This is a genomic window from Microcoleus vaginatus HSN003, from assembly GCF_022701255.1.
Taxonomy (GTDB): Bacteria; Cyanobacteriota; Cyanobacteriia; order Cyanobacteriales; family Microcoleaceae; genus Microcoleus; species Microcoleus vaginatus_B.
In genome coordinates this window covers 5,432,428-5,453,604 of the sequence record NZ_CP031705.1, presented here as the reverse complement: position 1 = coordinate 5,453,604, position 21,177 = coordinate 5,432,428, and the positions used below count along the sequence as shown (strand labels likewise).

The 21,177-nt window shown below is 45.9% G+C and carries 17 protein-coding genes and 2 pseudogenes; 13 read left to right on the top strand and 6 right to left on the bottom strand.

Annotation, left to right across the window (positions count from 1 at the left end):
- Nucleotides 1-24: 24 nt before the first annotated feature.
- From D0A37_RS23580 to D0A37_RS23570, 3 genes are all read right to left on the bottom strand, one after another.
- Complete coding sequence (locus tag D0A37_RS23580) at nucleotides 25-762, bottom strand: Uma2 family endonuclease (RefSeq protein ID WP_242718064.1); 738 nt, start codon at nucleotides 760-762, stop codon at nucleotides 25-27.
- A 163-nt stretch (nucleotides 763-925) separates the two neighbouring features.
- Nucleotides 926-3,937 (bottom strand): EAL domain-containing protein, encoded by a 3,012-nt coding sequence (locus D0A37_RS23575; RefSeq protein WP_242718062.1) that lies wholly within the window; start codon nucleotides 3,935-3,937, stop codon nucleotides 926-928.
- A 269-nt stretch (nucleotides 3,938-4,206) separates the two neighbouring features.
- Entirely contained in the window at nucleotides 4,207-5,040 is an 834-nt protein-coding gene (locus D0A37_RS23570) for a prohibitin family protein (RefSeq protein WP_242718061.1), read from the bottom strand.
- 653 nt (nucleotides 5,041-5,693) lie between these two features.
- Between D0A37_RS23570 and nfi the strand changes: the two genes are divergently transcribed.
- From nfi to D0A37_RS23505, 13 genes are all read left to right on the top strand, one after another.
- Entirely contained in the window at nucleotides 5,694-6,347 is a 654-nt protein-coding gene (gene nfi / locus D0A37_RS23565) for a deoxyribonuclease V (RefSeq protein WP_242718060.1), read from the top strand.
- Between the two features lie 454 nt (nucleotides 6,348-6,801).
- Nucleotides 6,802-7,032: a KGG domain-containing protein gene (locus D0A37_RS23560; protein ID WP_006631632.1), complete on the top strand. Its 231-nt coding sequence runs from the start codon at nucleotides 6,802-6,804 to the stop codon at nucleotides 7,030-7,032.
- Between the two features lie 464 nt (nucleotides 7,033-7,496).
- Nucleotides 7,497-8,027: an FHA domain-containing protein gene (locus tag D0A37_RS23555; RefSeq protein WP_242718059.1), complete on the top strand. Its 531-nt coding sequence runs from the start codon at nucleotides 7,497-7,499 to the stop codon at nucleotides 8,025-8,027.
- 58 nt (nucleotides 8,028-8,085) lie between these two features.
- Entirely contained in the window at nucleotides 8,086-8,262 is a 177-nt protein-coding gene (locus D0A37_RS23550) for a hypothetical protein (protein ID WP_242718058.1), read from the top strand.
- Complete coding sequence (locus tag D0A37_RS23545) at nucleotides 8,259-10,262, top strand: FHA domain-containing protein (protein WP_242718057.1); 2,004 nt, start codon at nucleotides 8,259-8,261, stop codon at nucleotides 10,260-10,262. The genes D0A37_RS23550 and D0A37_RS23545 overlap by 4 nt, the downstream gene beginning before the upstream one ends.
- A 411-nt stretch (nucleotides 10,263-10,673) precedes the next feature.
- Nucleotides 10,674-11,102, top strand: coding sequence for a hypothetical protein (locus D0A37_RS23540; RefSeq protein WP_242718056.1), 429 nt, complete (start codon nucleotides 10,674-10,676; stop codon nucleotides 11,100-11,102).
- A gap of 171 nt (nucleotides 11,103-11,273) precedes the next feature.
- The gene (locus tag D0A37_RS23535; protein ID WP_242718054.1) at nucleotides 11,274-12,413 is read left to right on the top strand and encodes a DNA cytosine methyltransferase; all 1,140 of its coding nucleotides are present in this window, start codon (nucleotides 11,274-11,276) and stop codon (nucleotides 12,411-12,413) included.
- A gap of 195 nt (nucleotides 12,414-12,608) precedes the next feature.
- A complete protein-coding gene (gene miaB / locus D0A37_RS23530) occupies nucleotides 12,609-13,952 on the top strand; it encodes a tRNA (N6-isopentenyl adenosine(37)-C2)-methylthiotransferase MiaB (RefSeq protein ID WP_242718052.1) in 1,344 nt (447 codons plus the stop codon).
- Nucleotides 13,953-14,084: 132 nt separating this feature from the next.
- Entirely contained in the window at nucleotides 14,085-14,300 is a 216-nt protein-coding gene (locus D0A37_RS23525; protein ID WP_242718050.1) for a hypothetical protein, read from the top strand.
- 185 nt (nucleotides 14,301-14,485) lie between these two features.
- Complete coding sequence (locus D0A37_RS23520; protein WP_242718047.1) at nucleotides 14,486-15,556, top strand: D-alanine--D-alanine ligase family protein; 1,071 nt, start codon at nucleotides 14,486-14,488, stop codon at nucleotides 15,554-15,556.
- Nucleotides 15,557-15,817: 261 nt separating this feature from the next.
- Nucleotides 15,818-16,900, top strand: coding sequence for an AI-2E family transporter (locus tag D0A37_RS23515; RefSeq protein ID WP_242718045.1), 1,083 nt, complete (start codon nucleotides 15,818-15,820; stop codon nucleotides 16,898-16,900).
- Between the two features lie 863 nt (nucleotides 16,901-17,763).
- Complete coding sequence (locus D0A37_RS23510; RefSeq protein WP_242718043.1) at nucleotides 17,764-19,002, top strand: HhoA/HhoB/HtrA family serine endopeptidase; 1,239 nt, start codon at nucleotides 17,764-17,766, stop codon at nucleotides 19,000-19,002.
- A gap of 61 nt (nucleotides 19,003-19,063) precedes the next feature.
- Nucleotides 19,064-19,228 (top strand): hypothetical protein, encoded by a 165-nt coding sequence (locus D0A37_RS23505; RefSeq protein ID WP_242725869.1) that lies wholly within the window; start codon nucleotides 19,064-19,066, stop codon nucleotides 19,226-19,228.
- Between the two features lie 15 nt (nucleotides 19,229-19,243).
- On the opposite strand, the pseudogene D0A37_RS23500 reads toward D0A37_RS23505, so the two are convergent.
- The 3 genes and pseudogenes from D0A37_RS23500 to D0A37_RS23485 all read right to left on the bottom strand — a co-directional run.
- Nucleotides 19,244-19,492 (bottom strand): annotated as a pseudogene (locus D0A37_RS23500) (IS1-like element transposase); the annotation flags it as partial.
- A 117-nt stretch (nucleotides 19,493-19,609) separates the two neighbouring features.
- Nucleotides 19,610-20,482, bottom strand: coding sequence for an MBL fold metallo-hydrolase (locus D0A37_RS23490; RefSeq protein ID WP_242718041.1), 873 nt, complete (start codon nucleotides 20,480-20,482; stop codon nucleotides 19,610-19,612).
- Nucleotides 20,483-20,833: 351 nt separating this feature from the next.
- Nucleotides 20,834-21,154: pseudogene (locus tag D0A37_RS23485) on the bottom strand (IS1 family transposase); the annotation flags it as partial.
- Nucleotides 21,155-21,177: the final 23 nt, after the last annotated feature.

The following is a 21,177-nucleotide window of genomic DNA, read 5'->3' as shown; positions in this document are numbered from 1 at the left end:
GCCGCGCGCACTTCATCCAATTTCCTACACACTATCAGGATCTACACCCAATTCTCGCAACCTCGCCGCCAATCTTTCAGCGCGTTGTTCGACTGTTTGTAGTTGCTGCAATTGAGCTTGTTCTGCCTTAATTAACCCTTCCACCAATGGCGGATATAAAATTTCATTGACTGATAATCTCAAATTGGGAAATACTACAGATACCATTTCCTCACCCGGCCAGTAATTTACCTCTGTATAAATGTCATCACCTTCGAGAAATGCCATAACTCGCACTCGTTGTCTGTTTGCTGCTGGGTCAACTATTACATATTCCGGCACGTTAGCTTGTTCGTACTCTCCTCGTTTAGTTATATAGTCTGCCCGCCGATCTTGGCTAACTACTTCTATTACTAATAACGGCGTTTCATCAAAGTCAAGTATTCCCGATCCGCGTCTTGCAAGAGCTTGTTCCCACAAACTTTCTGTGCAAACAACTACATCGGGAATGCGAGATGTAGCCTCTTCTGTTCTCACTCCTACAGAAGTTTTTACGACTAAATCGAGATTATGTTCAGCTAGGTAACGCTGCAATTTGTAAACCCAATATTCGCAGATGCTGGTATGTAATGCGCTAGCCGTTGCCATCGGTATTAATTTGCCTTTGTACAGTTCGTATTTTACATCGTCATTGCTTTGATAAACTCTGTATTCTTCAAAAGTTAATGTCGGGGAAGTATCGAGCTGTTTTTCTTCGACTGCTGGCACAATAGATTGAGACATATATTTTTACCTATCTCTATAGTTTGCTATTATACTCAATTGTAATTTTAACACTCAAGACATCGATTACCAAAAGATCGATCGCCCTTATTGACTTTCCAATAAGCACAGGCCGCAATAGTTTTAATATTTTTCAAAATACAAATTAAATATTTGGTTCAGTTTACCATTTGGGCGATCGCCTCAATAAGGCTGTAGCTGCCTCACTGTCGAGAGGTTTAGAGAAAAAGTACCCCTGACCGTACTCGCAGCCGATCGCCCGCATTTGAGCCAATTGGGCGGCGGTTTCGACCCCTTCTGCCACTACCTCCATCCCCAAACTGCGGGCCAGCATGACGATCGCCCGCACGATTTCCAAATTTTCGCCCATTTCCCCGATGCGGGTAACAAAAGAGCGATCGACCTTCAAAATATTAATCGGGAACTTGTGCAAATAACTCAGCGACGAATAACCAGTGCCGAAATCATCAATACACAGCCCAATACCCAAGTCTCTCAACTGCGAAAGCATCGCCGCCGCCGCTTCTCCATCCTCCATCACCACACTCTCAGTAATCTCCAACTTCAAACAGCGGGCGTCAACACCTGTTTCCAGCAAAACTTGCTTAATTTGTTCGATCGACTCGGGTTCTGCAAACTGCCTCCCCGAAAGATTTACTGCGACTGTCAGCGGCGAATTTTCCACAGGTAAATTCAAACTCTGCCACTTAATAATTTGGCGACAGCTTTCGTTCAAAACCCACAAACCCAAAGGCGTAATTAACCCTGTTTCCTCCGCCATCGCAATAAATTCCATTGGGGAAACTAAACCCCGTTCCGGGTGCAGCCAGCGCACCAGCGCCTCAAATCCGATAACTGAGCCGCTTTTTAAACAAACGATCGGCTGATAATAAACAGTAAAAGGACAGGCCAATTTAAAAGGAGTAAATTGCGACTTCGGATGCTCCAACTTGTGATCGGTTTCGCTCATCTGCGAGTTTTCTGGCGCCGTCCCACAGGCGAAATCCACTATCGAATATTTAAAATTTAGTTCTTCAACTGACTCCCGCAAATCGTGTTCCAAGTGCATCAAAGCCACAGCCTTAGTGTGCATCGCACTGGTAAATACTTCGTAGCGAGCCTTACCCAGAGCTTTGGCGCGGTACATCGCAATATCAGCATCGCGCAAAATATCTCCCGGCCACTGATATTTGTCCGTACTCAAAGCAATGCCGATACTAGCAGTAATTAAAACTTTATTACCTTCCAAATAAAGCGGTCGTTCGATCGTTCTGAGAATTTCCTTTGCTTGGGCGATCGCCTCATCCACACCGTGAATTTCTTCCAGCAAAATCACAAACTCATCTCCCCCCAGACGAGCCACCGTATCGCCCGATCGCAAACAAGTCAAGAGACGGCGAGCCACAGCCACCAACAGCCGATCGCCCGTGCGGTGTCCCTGGCTGTCATTAATCACCTTAAACCTGTCCAAATCCAGAAACAACACCGCAAACTGATAGCTCGGATGTCGTTGGGCGCGAGCAAAAGCTTGTCCCAACCTGTCAGTCAACAAAGCGCGGTTTGGCAACTCTGTCAGCGCATCGTGCAAAGCATCGTGCAACAGTTGTTCTTCAGCCATCTTGCGCTCAGTCACGTCGTGACAGTTGACCACAATTCCCCGCACCGAAGGTTCCTTGAGCAAATTCGTCGCCACCGCTTCCAACACGCACCAGGAACCATCCTTGTGCTGCACTCGGTATTCCGCCATTCCCAGGCTAACTCTGGGCATTTGCATGACACCTTGGAACACTTGATCCACTATCAGCAATTCGTCAGGGTGAATCAAGTCAAATATAGATCTGCCGAGCACTTCCGCCGTCGGGTAGCCCAAAATCCGCTCTAGGGAAGGAGAGACATAGCGGCAAAAGCCTTTCTCGTCGAGAATTACAATAATGTCTCTAGCATTTTCAATCAACGAGCGAAAGCGCTTCTCGCTTTGCCGCAGCTCTTGTTCCGTGCGCTTCCGGTCGGTAATATCGGTATTCATGTAAATCAGACCGATAATTTTCCCTGTGGGGTCTTTAATCGCATCTGCCCGCAGCAGCATTGGCAAAATTTGGCCAATTTTAGTGCGGTTGGTAACTTCACCTGACCAAGAATAACCCTGGGCGATCGTATCGAGAACCTCACTGGCGACTGCAGAGTCAGCAAAAACTGTCGCTATACCTCCAGCTAACTTAAGTTCCTCTGCGGTGTCCCATTCAAATAGCTGAGAAAACGCTTGATTTTGATAAATGTGAGTGCCGTTCGCATCGCTGATGCCGATCGCGTCACTCGAACTTTCCACCGCCTTGCGAGTCAGCACCAGAGCTTGTTCTACCCGCTTGCGATCGGTAATGTCAATCCCTACCAGACAAGCTGCTTTGCCCCGATCGTACTTTTGAGCCACAATCAAATAGTATCCCTCCGACTCTCCCCCGTCGGTTTGTACCTTAACGTTGAGTTCTTTAACCGCTTCCGTAGCATCGCCGGCAAAAAACTCCACCACAAAAGAGTTAAAATCCGAGCTCGCGCCCAGAAAACCAATATCTTGACCGACAAAAGCCGAGGGCCGCAAACCATGCAGTTTGGCTAAGTGCTGGTTAACCCCCAAATAGCGCAAATCCGAGGTAATCCAAGATACTGTTCCCGGAACTGCTTCCAAAATCGTTTGCAGTTGGTCGTTAGCTTGCTGCAATGCTTGCTGCACTTCACCTATTGGTTCCGACAAGTCAGACTGAACTCCTACAAAGTGAGTCAAATTAGCGTTGTTGTCTCGCATCGGAGATAGCGACAATTTGCTCCAAAAAGGAGTGCCGTCTTTGCGGTAATTTTTGATTGTTGTCTGGATTTCTTGACCTTGGCGCAAGGCGTCGCGGATCTTAGCCACGGTAGTTCGATCGGTATCCGGGCCTTGCAAAAATCGGCAATTGCGCCCCAAGATTTCATCCGCGCAGTAACCTGTCATCCGTTCAAAGGCCGGATTGCAATAAATTATGGGACAGTCGGGTGCATTGGCGTCAGCAATCACAATGCCGCTGCTAGTAGCGGCCAAAGCTCGATCGCTCAGCCCCAGTGCGCCTGACGCAGTATGGCGATCGCCGACACGCCCCACTTCACCTAAATTAGAAATTGACTGGTTCTCCCGATCTCCCATCAGCCGAACTTTCAAGCAAACCTTTACAATTTCCGAATTGTTACTTACTCTAACGTTTTTCCGGACTCGCGCAACCTAAATTGTATCTCGGCATTTAAGTAAGCTGGATTTCACGTTAGTTGTTACTTGTATTTTCTACGCTTGCTGTTGGGCATTTAAAAAAGCACCTCTTCACTTCCCCACTGAAAACCCCTCAATTCTTCTCCCCCTCAGACTCTCTCCCCCTCTCCCCTTCTCCCCGCGCCCTGGCCATCACGATCCGCAGCAGCTTATTTAGCAGGAGTTGCAGCTTGAGAACTCGGCGGCGCAATATTAATTAATGGCAAAGTTCCCCCTCCTCCCATTACTGTCGGAAACTGGCCGTTCCATTTTTCAATCGCTTGCTGCTGCAAAATTTCGGCAGTTAAAGTTTGCCGCTGCAAGCGTTGAGCTTCAGCTTTACCTTTAGCACGGTTAATTTCAGCTTGAGCATCTTGGGTGGCTTTTTGAACTGTAAATTCTGCTTGTTTAGCTTCTTGTTCTGCTATTTGTTTGGATTCGATGGCTTTGCTAAATTCTGGAGAAAAGCCAAAATTTATTAAAGAAACATCTCTGACAATGACGCCGTAAGGTTCCAAGCGCTTTTTGAGGCTGTTGTCGATTTCTGTTTTGAGTTCGGTGCGCTTAGTGATAATTTCTTCGGCGGTTTTTTTAGAGGTTGCTGCTTTGAGAACTTCCGAAATTGCCGGACTCAGAATGCTGGTAACAATTTGTTCTTCGTCTCCCACTTGTTGAAAAACTTGATTAACTTTGGCGGGGTCAACATTCCAGTTAACTGCCAAATCTGCAGTAATGCTTTGCAAATCTTTGGAGGCTGCATCTGCTTTCAAATCTGTTTTTTGTACCCGCACGCTGAGAGTTTTTACAGAGGTGACGATCGGTAAAATCGGGTGGATGCCTTCATCTAAAATCGCGTCTTGAACTTTCCCGAAGCGCATCATAACGCCGCGTTCCCCTGCGCCGACGAGGGCAAAAGGTTTTAAATTTAAGGCGGCGATGATGAAGACGATGCCACCGACGATGTAGAGAGCTAGGTTGTACCGAACACCTTGCATGGTTTTCATATTTTAATTCAGCTAGGTTGTTTTACTTGATGTTAGTTTTCTATTCGCTCTTATCTAAGATTATAACTCCCTTTTAATGGTGCAACAACTCATAAATTCCTTTATTTTTATCATAAAAGTCATAGAATTTTGAGGGTCGGAAAGCTTTTTAAATCAAAAAGATATTAGATTGCCGTTACATTGAGGCTCTGGTATGAACAATGGCATTTGTACCTAGTTGAAATTATTGATTAATAAATGTTTCAATGATCTTGACAATAGGGAGGATTTTAGATAAAGAAGAAGTAAATAGATAGCTCGATCGCTCTTTGGCAAGCGATAAAAAGGCGATCGGAAAGAGAAAGCTTTCTAGAAAGCTAAAAAATCAGCATCAAATAGGTATTTTTTGTAAATTTTGAGTAGAAAATGGCAGGTGCGTGCAGGTAAAACCTTTAGGGGTTGGTGCAAGCACAGGCGAAAGAGAAAATTTCAGTCTACGACGTACAGACTTTATATATAGAATTGGCCTGGGCCAGCCTTGCTCAACCCTCCTGAGTAGAAAAAAAGACTCCTTGGGCAAGTGGGGAATTTATAGCGAAAAACGATAAAACTCTCAGTTTAAAAATGGCCGAAAATAAGTTACGCTTAGATGAGAACGGTTAAATAGAGGTCTAATGTTGCAGCGACACCCTTGGCCGCAGACAATTGAAGAGGCGATCGCCATTCAAGAACAACTTCGGTCAGAGGTAATTACCGAAAATCAACTGGAGACAGTTCGGTACGTCGCGGGTGTGGATGTCGGCTACGACAGTGCAAACGAGGTATCGCGGGCCGCTGTAACAGTTCTGAGCTTTCCTGACTTGCAATTGCAGCAGCAAGCTGTGGTTCGCAGTCCTACAACTTTTCCTTACCTTCCGGGTTTCCTGTCTTTTCGAGAAGTGCCGGCAGTCCTTGAGGCGTTGGAAAATATCAGTTTGAGGCCAGACTTGATATTGTGCGACGGTCAAGGACTAGCGCATCCCCGCAGGTTCGGTCTTGCCTGCCATTTGGGGGTTTTGACAGGGATTGCCACGATCGGCGTTGCCAAAAATCGATTTATTGGAGAACATTCAGAAGTCGGACTCGACCGGGGCAGTTGGCAACCCTTGCTGCTGGAGGGATCAACGATAGGCGCAGCGCTAAGGACGCAAACAGGGGTCAAGCCGATGTATGTTTCGATCGGTCATAAGGTAAACTTGATAAGTGCGATCGAGTACGTCCTGCGCTGCGCCCCAAAATATCGCTTACCAGAAACAACTCGATCGGCAGACCACCTAACATCGGGATAACTGGCAAACGCCAAAGCAGCAAAAAAAAGTAAAAAGACACAAAAAGCATCTGTCTTTGGACTTTTAATTTTTTTGAGGTGTCGCCACCCGAGTCGAAAAAATTCTCTGAGTCTACCGCCAATCAGCTTTGAGTTCCATCCTTCCAGCGAACTAAAGAATTACTATACCTGAGAAAGAGGTATAAAAGTAGGGGGGGTTTATAGAATGATTGAAAGACAGTAACCAGCTTAAAACATTGGTGGCTCTAACTCTAGTGCCCGGGCGTGAACTATTTTTAGTTCACATTTGTAAGTTATGAAAAATTAATTCTGCGAGTTAAACCCAAAGCTGAGATTCGTCTGATAAGGTTTCATAATTTACCGTCGGATATCTCACCACTTAGTGGAAGTAACCACACAGTGGGAGGCGAAGGCGCGATCGAGCTAAAAAATCAGAAACAAACAAGGAGACAGTCATGGCTGAGAAAAGCAAACGCGGATTCGCTTCTATGGATGCAGAAAAACAGCGCGCAATTGCTAGCAAAGGCGGAAAAGCTGCACACGAGAAAGGAACTGCACACGAGTTCACCCCTGAAGAAGCCAGACAAGCTGGCCAAAAAGGCGGCGAAGCTGTCAGCAGAAATCGCGAACACATGGCTCAAATTGGTCGCGAAGGCGGTCGGAAAAGCCGCAAGAGCGAAGCTTAAGTCTCTCAACTCTCAGACTGCAACTCTCAGATTGCACAGTTGCAGTCTAAGATTCATCACGCTAGACAGTGAGGGTTTGAGGAGGTGGGGCATCGAATTTCCAGAGCGAGTTCGATCGCCCCACCTCCAAAAATCCTTACTAGCGCACCCAAGCTTCGCAAATAGGAAAACCCCACAGCAATTAGTTTTTAGCAATCGCTGGCAAATTTTTAACAAAGCTGCGCTGGGGTCTATGATTTTGCGGCAAAGAAAAGCTGGCAAGCGCGAGTCAGTCTCTCAAAAAAAGCCAATACGAGCACTAAAAGCCCCGACTTCGGGGCTTTTTTGTTTAGCTGCACATAATATTTTCAGAACGCAAGATCGAGTCTGCGTCAATAATTCTAATTAAGTTTTTTGGTGAGAAAGTCCGTCCTCAAAATAAATCAGCTAATATTTTTTTATATTTTTGAGCTAACTATAAAATCATGACAAACCAGCTCACTTTAGCATGGACAGAAGCTGGGGTGCGTCAAACTCTGACAATTCAAAACGGACAGCCGAGCAAAAATCCGGGAACCGTGAGACTAGGGCGCGATCCGGCGAAGTGCGATTTAGTATTTTCGCATCCCAGCGTATCGGGGCTGCACGTTGAAATATTTTTTAATCAGGAATTGCAGGAGTATGCAGTGCGGAATTTGCGCGAAAGCAATCCGCCGCTGGTAGATGGACAAATTCTCGCCCGAGGCGAAGCAAAATTGAACTCGGGAAGCCATATCCATTTAGGCCAAGTGCAAATCGAGGTGGTGAATGTGACACCGGTGCAGGTAGCCGCGCCGCAGACAGTTTTGCTGTCTGGGCCTCCCGCACCTGGTAACTTTCAGCAGACGGGGCCTTCAAAATATGGTTTGCAGTGTCCTAAGTGCAGCCGAATTTCGCCTTACGCGCAGTTGAATGCGGGGTGTCCGTGGTGCGGTACTTCTTTGGCGGCGGCGGCGAGTGTGATGATCTCTCCGTGAAAGTTTGAAAAACTCACATCTTGCACCATTCTCAATTACTTGTTTAGGAACAGGCAAGATGCCTGTTCCACAAGAAAATTCATCTATTGTGGAATGGGCCGGAGAACCCGTTCTTGACAGTGGTGCAAGATTTAAGAAAAAGGGAAAATCGGGCTATCCGCTAAACACTCTCAAATTCAAAAATCTTTTTTTGCAGAAAGCTCAAAGCCGACGCCTGATGTTTAAAAAATCATGAATTCTCAACCCTTGCGCCTGCGACTGACTTGGACAGATACAGCTACGGGGGATTGTCGAGCCCCGATACTCGACTTACCCATCGCTTTGGGACGAATTTTTGAAGCTATGCCGGCCACAATCAACGGGGAACGAGTTTCTCGAATTGCCCTCAGCAGCAGTCAAGTTTCTCGCTTTCATGCAGTGATTGGCAGCGAAGGCAACAGTATTGTACTCACTGACACGGGTAGTCGCAACGGTACTTTTGTTAACGGCGTTCGCCAAACCCGGTGCGTGCTGGCAAACGGGGATATGCTGCAAGTTGGGCCCTACGCGATCGGCATTTCTTTTGCTGTGAATTCGCCTGAAACGCCGTCGGTCAATTTTCACATTTTCTTTAACCCGCAGACCAATGGGCCAGATCCCGCGTTGGGCCAGCAAACGGTGTTGCAGCTTCCTCAAACAGCTAGTAGGGGAGAATTTCCGCCGATCGCATTTTTGCACGCTTCTCAAGTGTCAATGCGATCGCTCGAATCTATGGGACTCCCTGTGACAGAAGTTGATTGGGCTGCCGTTGGCGGCGGTTTGGGCAGCTTTATTTGGGTGGATTTGCTGAGAATTTGCGGGGTGAAAACAGATCGAATTGCGGTTTTGGGCATGGAAAACCAGCCTTATGCGCGCTACCTGCGTTTGTGCCTGAATTCTCAAATTCCGCTGCGGGAACGCCTACGATCGAATTCTGACTCTTGTCCAGACAACATTTGGGGCTGGCCTCCCTATGCTTTGCGGGAAGCTTGGCAGGAATTGCTCAAAGGGCGTTTGGGGATGTCGTTAAAGTTGATGTGGCAGGTGTTTGCTGAACCGACTTTTGCCGAAACTTATACGCCTCGCGCGGGGAATGTGTTTGATTCTATTGACAGGGAAGTCGATCGAATTGGGTGGAATCAGATGTTTCGCTACGGTAGAGTGCGGGGAATTCGCAAAACAGATAACGGCAGGTACGCGATCGCTTATTCTCGATCGGATGCGGATCACCGCGAGCACGCTTTTTTAATCGCTAAATACGTACACTTAGCCACCGGCTATCCCGCCATTCAATTTCTGCCAGACTTGCAAGCTTACCGCGAAAAAACCCAGGATTTTGAGTCGGTTGTCAACGCTTATGAAAGCCACGACGGCGTTTACGAAAAATTGGAGGCCAGTGGCGGCAGCGTGTTAATTAGAGGCCGGGGAATTGTGGCTTCGCGGGTGGTGCAGCGAATTTACGAAGCGCGACAGCGGAACAGTAATATTCAAGTCTTGCATTTGATGCGATCGCCCAAACCTCAAGGTAACAAATTTAAACTCGCTCAGCGAAGAGTCGAAAATCACTACGAATTTCAACCTTTCAACTGGCCGAAAGCTTGCTGGGGCGGGGAACTCCGCGTACTTTTGGAACAAGCCGCCCCGGAATTTCGGCCGCAGTTGCTCACCGACTGGGGCGGCACTACTACAGCCCAGCGCAGCGACTGGCGGCGGATTGTCAAAGAAGGTTTAAGTCAAGGATGGTATCAAATTACCTTCGGTGAAGTCGAGCGAGTCGAGCGCGACATTCAAAACCGCACGGTGACGTACATTCAGGAGAAGGAACTCAAGGGGCAAATTAAGTTAGAGGCTGATTTTATTATTGATGCTACGGGTTTGGACGCTAAGGTAAAAACCAGTCCCCTGTTAAACGATTTGGTAGCTCAATATAATCTTCCCCTCAACAGTTTGGGCCGGCTGAGTGTTAACAACGATTTTGAAGTGCCCGAATTGCGGAATTCTTCTGCTAGCAACACAGAAGGCCGGATATACGCAGCAGGCGCGATTACTTTGGGGGGGCCTTACGCGCCCGTAGACAGTTTTTTGGGCTTGCAATACGCCGCCTTGCGTTCGGTTGAAAGTCTGGCCGCCAACCGAGTTCCTGGCGTGCGGAAATTGAGCGTTTGGCGATCGTTCGTGCAATGGTTGAAATGGATTTTCAATAAATCTCCCGGCTAACTTGAAGGACGAAGTTGGGCAACAAGCAATGTACAGGATTTAATGGATTTAACTGAGATATTGCACTATTGTCAATTACTTGTTTAGGAACAGGCAAGATGCCTGTTCCACTAGAGATGAATTTTATTGTGGAACAGGCATCTTGCCTGTTCTTGAGAATGGTGCAACATCTCAGATTTAATAGATTTAACTGAGATATTGCACTATTTCAATAGTTTTTTTACGGGCGGGCAGGATGCCTACCTCACAATAAAACTCACTCTTTGTGGAACAGGCATCTTGCCTGTTCTTAAAAATGGTAAAAAATGTCATATTTAACTGATTTAAACGAGGTTCCCATTCAATCTAAAATCTAAAATCTAAAATCGAACAACCTTCCCATTCAATCTAAAATCTAAAATCTAAAATCGCATGACTCCCACCTTACTCGGCCGTTGGCAAACTCGGTTACTGTTATTTGCAACCGTAGGCGTTTTAGTAACGCTGCCCTTTTTTCTGGGTTTAATTACCGCCCAATCAGGCTCAATCTTTTTTTGGATTTTAGGATATGTAGCGATTTTGGGCTTCGGCTGGGATGCTTTATATATATACATCCAGCAGTTTCGCTGGGATCGAGATTGGCCCGGCGCGTTTCAATTACTCGCTGGAATTTGGGAAGCACTTTTTGTGTTATTTTTAATCAAAATTATCGGTTTGCCGGGGATACCTGCACAACATTTTGACTTGGGAGCTTTTGCTTTGCATTATAGTTTAGTGTGGCTGGCTATTTATCTGGCATCGCAAACACTGATGCGAATTTTGTTTCCCCACTGGCGTTTCCGAGGCGGGCAATGGTTGTAATAATACCTGTAGCGCCGGGTTTTACCAACAATAATCGCCTCAAACCCGCCCCGGCTCTTCTACCAATTCCCAATTCCTAATTCCCCATAGAATTTCTAGTAAGGTGTACCCATCCCTAGACTCCCAACATAATTTATAGTAAGCTCAACTCAAAATTGCTGTGATCCTTCAATGCGCCGTCCTCCTTGTATTTTCTCATTTTTTTCGGGTTCTGGCTTGCTCGATCTGGGTTTTGAGTCGATCGGCTTTAATGTAGCGTATGTCAATGAAATTTTCCCACCTTTCATGCAAGCATACCGCTATTCTCGGCAGTGCCTGAATTTGCCGCTACCCGAATACGGATATTGCGAAGGAGAGGAAGCAGATGTAACTCGACTTGTAGGGGGAGAACCAGCTTTTCGCCTGCGGGAACTGATGCAGGATGCGCGCAAGCATCACGATATTGTAGGATTTATCGCGGGGCCGCCTTGTCCTGACTTTTCTATTGGTGGCAAAAACCGGGGTGGGGAAGGAGATAAAGGTCAACTTTCAGCTTCCTACATTGAATTGATTTGTCAGCAGCAGCCCGATTTCTTTTTATTTGAAAATGTCAAAGGTTTGTGGAAAACCAAAAAACATAAAGCTTTTTACGACGAACTAAAACATCAGTTGGCTGATTCGGGATACGTTTTTGTCGAACGTTTAATTAATGCGATCGAATACGGTGTACCCCAAGATAGAGACAGAATTATTTTGATTGGCTTTAGAAACAATATCATCAAAAATTTAGGCATTTCCCTAGACCCAAAAAGCCAAATGTTACCGGAAAAATTATTTCCCTGGCTAAGTCACATATTATATCCCAAATCAGAAGTTTTTTCTCATCCTTGGCCTGAGAGAAACGCCTTTGCAGCCGATGATTTCTTGCCTTGTCCTGATCACCTGCCCCAAAATTTAACGGTTGAGTTTTGGTTCCAAAAAAATGATGTTGTAAACCATCCCAATGCCCAACATTATTTTCAACCAAAAGCTGGCCTGAAGCGATTTGCTTCCGTTGATGAAGGAGATGATTCAAAAAAATCTTACAAGCGATTGCACCGATGGCGTTATTCGCCAACAGCTTGTTACGGCAATAACGAAGTTCACTTGCACCCTTACAAACTTCGCCGGCTTTCTGTTGCAGAAACACTGGCTATTCAGTCACTGCCAAAAGAGTTTGCACTGCCGGCTAAGATGACGTTGACTAATATGTTTAAAACGGTTGGCAATGGGGTTCCTTATTTGGCTGCACAAGGTATTGCCAAAACAATTTTACAGTTTTTATCTCACTAAAAAAACAGAATAGCCAGATACTAGACTTCGCAGATTTTGTCGGTATCTAAAACTATTTGTAGGGATAAGGGGCGCATTGCACACCCTATAATTATTAAAATTCCCAATTCCCAGACGTATGTCGTTGAACAGAGAAGTGTTATAATAAAGTGTTAAGGTTGAAAACCTATATTTTTTATTTGCCTGCAATTCGCCATGACCGTTAAACCCCGCCGCTATCACATCACTACTTTCGGATGCCAGATGAATAAAGCCGACTCGGAACGGATGGCCGGCATTCTGGAAAATATGGGCTTTGAGTTCTCGGAAGACCCGAACGAAGCTAGCTTGATTCTCTACAATACTTGCACGATTCGCGACAATGCCGAACAAAGAGTTTATTCTAACCTCGGAAGGCAAGCTCATCGTAAACGCCAAGAACCGGGTTTAACTTTAATTGTAGCTGGATGCGTGGCGCAGCAGGAAGGTGAAGCGCTGCTGCGGAGAGTGCCGGAATTAGACTTAGTAATGGGGCCACAACACGCTAACCGACTTGAAGATTTGCTGGAACAAGTTTTTGAGGGCAATCAAGTTGTGGCGACTGAAGCTGTTGAGATTATGGAGGATATTACTAAGCCGCGCCGCGACAGCAAGGTGACTGCTTGGGTGAATGTAATTTACGGCTGCAATGAACGCTGCACTTATTGTGTTGTGCCGAATGTTCGCGGGGTTGAACAGTCGCGAATGCCGCAGGCAATTCGCGCGGAAATGGAGGATTTGGGCCGTCAAGGTTACAAGGAAGTAACTTTGTTGGGGCAAAATATTGATGCTTACGGACGCGATTTGCCGGGGACAAAAGCGGACGGCAGCAACCAGCATACTTTGACGGATTTGCTTTATTTTGTGCAGGATGTGCCGGGAGTCGATCGCCTCAGATTTGCTACTAGCCACCCGCGCTATTTTACAGAGAGATTGATTAAGGCTTGTGCTGCATTACCGCAGGTTTGCGAACATTTTCACATTCCTTTTCAGTCGGGAGATAATGATATTTTGAAAGCGATGTCGCGGGGTTATACTCAGGAAAAATATCGCCGGATTATTGATACAATTCGCCGTTATATGCCGGATGCGTCGATTACGGCGGACGCGATTGTCGGTTTTCCTGGGGAGACGGAAGCCCAGTTTGAGAAGACTTTGAAGTTAATCGAAGATGTTGGTTTCGATTTGGTGAATACTGCTGCTTATTCGCCGCGCCCTGGGACACCGGCGGCTTTGTGGGAAAATCAGTTGAGTGAGGAGGTGAAAGCCGATCGCCTGCAACGAATCAATCATGTAGTCACAACAACGGCGATGGAACGATCGCAGCGCTATTTCGGACGCACTGAAGAGGTTTTGGTGGAAGTCCAAAATCTCAAAGATCCAACTCAGGTGATGGGACGCACTCGCGGCAATCGTCTCACATTTTTTAAGGGCGATATTGCGGAATTGGCGGGTAAAATTGTGCGGGTTAAAGTTACAGATATTCGCGCTTTTAGTTTAACAGGAGAAATGGTGGAATAGTTTTGAGTTTTGAGTTTTGGGTTGAATTACCAAAAATAATGTTAGCCAACTCAATACTCAAAACATAAAGCGTAGGGTGTTAAATCGCAACTAGATTTGTGGGAAAAAGTAATTTAATATCAGCAGCCAATCATGCTGAAACTAAGTCGCATTTTCCTGCAAACACCTCTTCTTAAAAATAAGCATGGCTGGAGTATTGAGTTCCGGGATTATCTAAGTGCGCGAAAAGACGATGAAGGAAATAAACTGTTTCAAGCCAGGGCAAGAAACCCGAATCGAATGCGGAGGGAAATGATGCAATTTTCGATTAAATGTGGCTGTTTGCTGTGGATTGTGGCGACGTTTTAACTGAAAGTGACCGGGGGGGAATTCAGGCTTTTGACAGGCGGGAGGGGGATTTTAACCGCAGAGAGCGCAGAGAACACAGAGGAAGAGTGGGAGGGAGGAGATAAGTAGTTTTAAGGCGGTTCGTTTCTGCGTTGGCTGCGCTAACTGCGTGTATATTTGTCAAAAAGTACCGGGAGTATGGAAAAATGACAACGATGCGGATCGGGCTATTGTTCGGGGGGCGATCGGGCGAACACGAAGTCTCAATTAGTTCAGCGCGGGCGATCGCCCGTGCCCTCGCTGCTGACGAAAATGCCTCTAAATACGAAGTTCTGCCCTTTTACATCCAAAAAAACGGTCGCTGGCTGTCGGGAACATTACCTCAACAAGTCTTAGCCAGCGGAAAACCTCTGGAAATAGAGGAACAAACAGCACAAAATGACTCTCCCGCTGGACAGTTTCCTAATTTTAATGCCGTAGATGTTTGGTTCCCTGTTTTGCACGGGCCAAACGGCGAAGACGGTACGGTGCAAGGATTGCTGAAATTAATGCAAATTCCTTTTGTCGGTTCCGGGGTTTTAGGTTCGGCGCTGGGAATGGATAAAATTGCCATGAAAATGGCTTTTGCTCAGGCTGGTTTGCCGCAGGTAAAATACATCGCTGTCAACCGTTCCGAAATCTGGTCTAATCCTTGCGTTTTCCCCAAACTGTGCGACAAAATTGAAGCTGAGTTGGGCTATCCTTGCTTTGTAAAACCCGCTAATCTGGGATCGTCTGTGGGGATTTCTAAAGCTCGATCGCGCGCTGAATTAGAAGCAGCTCTCGATAGCGCCGCCAGCTACGACAGGCGGATAATTGTCGAAGCGGGTGTGGTTGCTAGAGAATTAGAATGTGCAGTTTTGGGTAACGATAATCCTCAAGCTTCAACGGTGGGAGAAATTACTTTTCAAAGCGATTTCTACGACTACGAAACTAAATATACCCAGGGACAAGCCGACTGCTCAATCCCGGCAAAAGTCAGCGCTGCGATCGTCTCGAAAATCCAAGAAATGGCAGTGCAAGCATTTTTGGCTATAGACGCAGCAGGTTTAGCGCGAGTAGACTTTTTCTACATTGAATCAACCGGAGAAGTTTTGATTAACGAAATCAACACTTTTCCTGGCTTTACAGCTACCAGTATGTATCCGCAAATGTGGGCAGCGGACGGCATCTCTTTCCCTGAATTAGTAGACCGTTTAATTCAATTAGCTCTCGAACGGCACGGGGAAAAAGGTTGAATTGCCAGTTGCAAACTGCTGCCTTGCCAACAGCAAAAAATATTTTTTTCGCAGTTAATATATCCATACCAGCGGAAACGATATAACATGGTTGTGGCAGGCAGTGCCTGCCAACAACCTAATTTCCGCTGCGGGTCGAGCAACTGGGAACTTTCAGCAGTCGGGTATAAATAAATACAACATAAAATGGTTAACGGAGAACGGCAAATAGCAGTGTCAATCTCACATCTTGCATCTCAAATTTTAACTCGGTTAACTTAGATGAGACGTTTCACTCAACTGCCGCAGTGGTGGACTTACGGGCTGGTATTTCCCCTAGCGGTACTCAACTGCTGGTTAGCTCTCCTAGTCTTTGAATATTTTCGCGCCTTGATTACAGTGTTGGTAGTTGCTACCGTTCTGTCTTTTTTGCTAGATTATCCAGTGCGCTTTCTGCACAGATACGGCTTGAAGCGCGATCGAGCAGTTTTGTCGGTATTGTTTTTGACTTTACTGCTATTGGTGGTTTTAGGTCTGACTCTCGCCCCCATTCTGCTAAACCAAATTACTGAACTTGCCACCCGACTGCCGACTTGGATAGTTTCTGGCACAGAACAGATTGAAGCGTTCAACAAGTGGGCGGAAAATCGCAATCTCCGCATTGATGTTAGCGGTTTGACTACCAAATTGAGCGATCGACTTTCAGCTCAGTTGCAGTCTCTCACTGGCGAAGTTCTCAAATTTGGCTTGGGTGCGGCAGACAGTCTGTTGAATTTCCTCCTCACAATAGTCGTGACATTCTACTTGCTCTTGCACGGCGATCGCGTTTGGGAAGGATTGTTTAAATGGTTTCCTTCCAAGCTGAGCCTTCAATTGCGAGAGTTGCTGGCGCGAAGCTTCCACAACTACTTCGTCGGGCAAGCAACTTTGGCGGGTTTGATGGGACTGTCTATAACTGTTGCTTTTTTAATTTTGCGAGTTCCCTTCGGACTTCTGTTCGGTTTGGGTGTGGGTGTAATGACTATGATTCCCTTCGGGGCACCTTTCAGTATTTGCATTGTCAGTTTGCTGATCACATTAAACAACTTTTGGCTCGGCGTCACAGTTTTAGCTGTCGCTACAGTAATTGAGCAAATAATTGAAAGCGGGGTTGCTCCTCGGTTATTAGGCAGTTTTATCGGTCTCAATCCTGTGTGGATTTTAGTGGCGCTGCTGGTGGGGATTAAGGTGGCCGGAGTAGCGGGTTTGTTAGTGGCTGTGCCGATGGCTGGTTTTATTAAGAATACTGTTGATATTTTTGAGAGTTCGAGGAACAAGTCGAGCGAAATCGATTCGGTTAGTTCCATTGAACCTATGGAGCAATAAAATTCCTCCATAGGTTCAAATTTTAGAGTTGATATCAATTCCGGTTGCACCGGAATTATTGTTGACTGTTGACTGTTGACTGTTGACTGTTGACGGGCGGCTCGAAAAACTGAATGGTTGAGTGTTAACTGTTGACTCGATTTTATTATTTCGATGCAACCGGAAACGATATGAAGAGAGTTTTGGCAGGCTATTTTGACTGGGGTATAGTTGGTAGTTTAGCTGGAGGCTTTAGAGGTTTTTTACTTCCTGCTTTAGGGTGAGGCTTTCCGGTGCTTTAGCTGCTATCATGCCTCGATGCAGGCGGGGTCAAAAATCCCGTTTCTACGGGAGCATCTCATATTTGTAAAAACACTTCTTCTGGCTCTTTCCTTCTTCCTCCTTCCTTCTGACTCTTTCCTCCGGGTTCCTGGCTCCCAACTCTAATTTCTAGCTTGGCTGCAAAAGTCAGATGCTCCCGTTTCTACGTTAAGGTCGATCGCTCACAACGAATATTTGGCGTAAAAACCTGGTTTTTTTGACTCTAGGATTGTTGTTGACTTCGGATATCAATCCTGTGAAATTTTCGGGAGAAATGCGGAATATGCGAGGTGGCTAGCGTAGTTTATATTATCGCAATCAGACAGCAATTCACCAGTGCCGACCCAGCTCGATCGCACTCCAAAGGTCGAATCCACACACAATTTGCCTGCGACTGTCTGGTTTCTACCCCAGCTTGTAGGGTAAACCCCACCAGTCAACCAGATACTATAAATGCTTGAATTAAAATTAAAGACCCTTTACTTCTAACTTAATTACAGTAGGTGCTAAAAATGCAAAACCCTAATTATAACTCTCCCTCTAACTCTCACCAAATTAATACTATGTCAACCCAAAATATGCCTGCTTCAGCTCAGCGTTCTAGCCGTTTTTATTTGCCTAAAAAACTTGCTTTTTTATCCCTCATTTTGCTCGGCTCCACCGCAACTTTTGGGTGCAACGCCCTAACTTCTCAAGTTCCTGGAAGTTCTAACGCCATTCAAGCTGAACCTTCAAGTCCAGCACCAATCTCAGCGTTGCCAGCCAATATACTGCCCTCTCAAGACTCTAATTTTGTCAGTAAAGTTGTGCAGGAAGTCGGCCCGGCGGTGGTGCGGATCAACTCCTCTCGCACGGTGACGAACCAAGTTCCAGATGAGATACCTGAGCAATTCCGCCGCTTCTTCGGTTCCGAATCTCCGATTGCACCGGGAAATCGAGTAGAACGGGGTTCGGGTTCGGGTTTTATTTTTGGTTCCGACGGTCGCATTTTGACTAACGCTCACGTCGTTGACCGCGCGGATACGGTGACGGTAAAACTGAAGGATGGCCGCGAATTTGTCGGCAAAGTTTTAGGCGTAGATACAGTTACTGATGTGGCTGTTGTTAAAATTGAAGCTAACAATTTGCCTGTGGTGAGTTTGGGCAAATCTGAAGAGTTACAGCCGGGAGAATGGGCGATCGCGATCGGTAATCCCCTCGGTTTGGACAATACTGTGACTGTGGGCATTATTAGCGCTACAGGGCGTTCTAGCGCCGATGTCGGTGTTCCCGACAAGCGCGTCAACTTTATTCAAACCGATGCTGCGATCAATCCCGGCAATTCTGGTGGCCCGCTGCTGAACCAGCGCGGTCAAGTTATCGGCATGAATACAGCGATTATTCAAGGCGCTCAAGGATTGGGTTTTGCGATTCCGATCGATCGAGCACAACAAATTGCCGACCAATTAGTCACAACAGGAAAAGCCGAACATCCTTATCTCGGCGTTCGGATGTTGAGCATTACTCCCGCAATCAAGAGAGAATTTAATAACAATCCCAACACTAAATTGAGGCTGACTGAAGATAAAGGCGTGTTAGTTTTGGGAGTTGCGAAAAATTCTCCGGCGGCACAAGCTGGAGTTCGCCTTGCCGATGTGATCAAGAAAATCAACGGTACAGAAGTCAGTGATGCTGGCAGCGTACAGCAAATTGTCGAGAAAGCTACAGTGGGCAGCGATCTGCAGCTTGAATTAAGCCGCAGCGGACAACCTGTTACTGTGGCGGTGAAAGCGGGTGCTTTTCCAGCGGATCAGCAGCGGTAGAATAGTTGATTCAAACTTATATTTTGCACCATTCTCAATTACTTGTTTAGGAACAGGCAAGATGCCTGTTCCACAAGAAAATTCATCTCTTGTGGAATGGGCCGGAGAGCCCGTTCTTGACAATGGTGCAAGATTTAAGTTCAAACTTATAAGTTGCACCATTGTCAATAATCCTTTTATGAACACGCTTTCCGGCCTGTTCCACAAGAAAAGTTGGCGTTGCTAAATTCAGGTATGATATTTTTTTTGAGCGACTAAATGCTTCTAATTCATCTAGTTCTCCGACATCGGGAATTGTATCTGGTTCGTAAGCCTGTGGTAGAAGTTATCCCACCTGTTTGACCCAATTAATTATTGTCGTATGATGAACACCTTTGATTCTCTCTATCGCTCGAAAACCCATACCATTGACATACATTTTTAGACATTCATGCTTAACTCCTTGAGAGTAACCCTTATGGGGTTGGTAGCATTCTCTGAATTTCCTACCCCTCACTTGGGTGAGCGATCAGATGGAGATTCATATTCTGAAAGATGACAGTCGGATTTTCACAGGCTACCGGGGTCAACTGAATGTGGCTGAGTCGGAGTGATGAACCCGATCGCATTAAGCATCGAGCATCCAAGCAATACACTGTTGCATTTGATTGCTCATTGTTTGTCGATCGGCATTATACCTGGCGCCGTGTCCCGGCAACACCCATTCAAACGAGTAATTAGCCAAATTCTGCATAGATTTGATTTGTTCGGGCCAAGAATACCAACAGGCTTGGCGAAAGCCAACTAGCTGCTGCAAACTTTCCGACCAAGCAAGATGATCGCCGCTGAACAAAAACTTGTTATTGTAAAGCAAAACAGTGTGACCTTTCGTGTGACCTGGAACAGAAATAATCAACAAATCATCTGCGATTTGAGGCGATTGGCTACCAGAAAATTGAATTTCTACACTGCGAGTACCCGCGTTAATTTCGTCAGCATGGAGAATGCGATCGCACCCAAAATGATCGTGGTATTGTTGATGATCTGCTACGTCGTCGCGGTGAGTCAAGTACAGATAGCGAATGCCACCCATTGCTTCGATATTTTTAACTAGCGGCGGCACAAAACGGGGAGAATCAACTAAAATGTTTCCTTCGGGGCGGACAATTAAATAGCTGGCTGCGCCGTAGGATTTCTCTGAGTGGTAGCCACAGTGATAGACATTTTCTGCTACGAGGGCGGGCAACAGTTGCTGGGCTTCTTTGATGCTTTTGGGTTTTTCTACAGTCCCTATCGAACTGGTGGGACAAGACAAAAGAGCCGCGAGCGATCGCATTTCTTCCATCTCGTTAGTTGGTTGGTGGTAAACCGCAGACTGTTCTCCCTCTTGACTAAATACTTCAGGTGCCATCCACCGACAAGTATCACAGTCAATGCAGGTACTGTCTACATAAAAGTTACCGTTAACATTTTCAGTACGCCTCCGATTAATGTTAGCCATTTTTCTACCTCTCAATAACCCATATAAATTATGGTAACTTACTATAACTAGAACCGCCGACATCCCGACGGGGGTTGAAACCGTCTCACAGCACAAGTCGGTTAAAACTGAAATGTTGCACCATTTTCAATAAGCTTTTTATGAACAGGCAAGATGCCTGTTCCACAAGAAAATTCATCTCTTGTGGAACAGGCATCTTGCCTGTTCTTGAGAATGGTGTAACATCTCAGTTAAAACTCACATCTTGCATCATTCTCGCTTAACGGGTTCTGGGACTCGTTCCACAAAAGATAAATTTTCGGCGTTGCTGAATAGAGGTATGACGTATAAATAGAGGGGATTGAATACTCCTTAAAATGAATAATTACTCGAATAGGGAATCGGCACATCGTCGAATTTCAGATAATGAATTAGTAACTTGATAGAAGATCTGAGCAACTAATTGTCTAATTTAGAATAACACAGATTTTTTCTGTGCATTCGAGCTAGATAATGTCTTAATCTTGTGTTTTTACCTTCAACTTGGGTCATGTAAGTTTTACAAATAATTGGGTTTTCTGCGGGAATCAACATTGGATAAACTTTCGGGCCATGGGTGACATAAAAATAGTATTGCCATTGACTAACTAACTCCCATGAAGGCTCAAATGTCTTGGCACTATGGTTTCCTAGGTACACAACCTGTTTAATTTAAG

What these genes read in the sequence shown, in the direction of transcription:
- D0A37_RS23580 (WP_242718064.1), bottom strand. Translation starts at nt 762, where the DNA reads ATGTCTCAATCTATTGTGCCAGCAGTCGAAGAAAAACAGCTCGATACT.
- D0A37_RS23575 (WP_242718062.1), bottom strand. Translation starts at nt 3,937, where the DNA reads ATGGGAGATCGGGAGAACCAGTCAATTTCTAATTTAGGTGAAGTGGGG.
- D0A37_RS23570 (WP_242718061.1), bottom strand. Translation starts at nt 5,040, where the DNA reads ATGAAAACCATGCAAGGTGTTCGGTACAACCTAGCTCTCTACATCGTC.
- nfi (WP_242718060.1), top strand. Translation starts at nt 5,694, where the DNA reads ATGTTGCAGCGACACCCTTGGCCGCAGACAATTGAAGAGGCGATCGCC.
- D0A37_RS23560 (WP_006631632.1), top strand. Translation starts at nt 6,802, where the DNA reads ATGGCTGAGAAAAGCAAACGCGGATTCGCTTCTATGGATGCAGAAAAA.
- D0A37_RS23555 (WP_242718059.1), top strand. Translation starts at nt 7,497, where the DNA reads ATGACAAACCAGCTCACTTTAGCATGGACAGAAGCTGGGGTGCGTCAA.
- D0A37_RS23550 (WP_242718058.1), top strand. Translation starts at nt 8,086, where the DNA reads ATGCCTGTTCCACAAGAAAATTCATCTATTGTGGAATGGGCCGGAGAA.
- D0A37_RS23545 (WP_242718057.1), top strand. Translation starts at nt 8,259, where the DNA reads ATGAATTCTCAACCCTTGCGCCTGCGACTGACTTGGACAGATACAGCT.
- D0A37_RS23540 (WP_242718056.1), top strand. Translation starts at nt 10,674, where the DNA reads ATGACTCCCACCTTACTCGGCCGTTGGCAAACTCGGTTACTGTTATTT.
- D0A37_RS23535 (WP_242718054.1), top strand. Translation starts at nt 11,274, where the DNA reads ATGCGCCGTCCTCCTTGTATTTTCTCATTTTTTTCGGGTTCTGGCTTG.
- miaB (WP_242718052.1), top strand. Translation starts at nt 12,609, where the DNA reads ATGACCGTTAAACCCCGCCGCTATCACATCACTACTTTCGGATGCCAG.
- D0A37_RS23525 (WP_242718050.1), top strand. Translation starts at nt 14,085, where the DNA reads ATGCTGAAACTAAGTCGCATTTTCCTGCAAACACCTCTTCTTAAAAAT.
- D0A37_RS23520 (WP_242718047.1), top strand. Translation starts at nt 14,486, where the DNA reads ATGACAACGATGCGGATCGGGCTATTGTTCGGGGGGCGATCGGGCGAA.
- D0A37_RS23515 (WP_242718045.1), top strand. Translation starts at nt 15,818, where the DNA reads ATGAGACGTTTCACTCAACTGCCGCAGTGGTGGACTTACGGGCTGGTA.
- D0A37_RS23510 (WP_242718043.1), top strand. Translation starts at nt 17,764, where the DNA reads ATGTCAACCCAAAATATGCCTGCTTCAGCTCAGCGTTCTAGCCGTTTT.
- D0A37_RS23505 (WP_242725869.1), top strand. Translation starts at nt 19,064, where the DNA reads ATGCCTGTTCCACAAGAAAATTCATCTCTTGTGGAATGGGCCGGAGAG.
- D0A37_RS23490 (WP_242718041.1), bottom strand. Translation starts at nt 20,482, where the DNA reads ATGGCTAACATTAATCGGAGGCGTACTGAAAATGTTAACGGTAACTTT.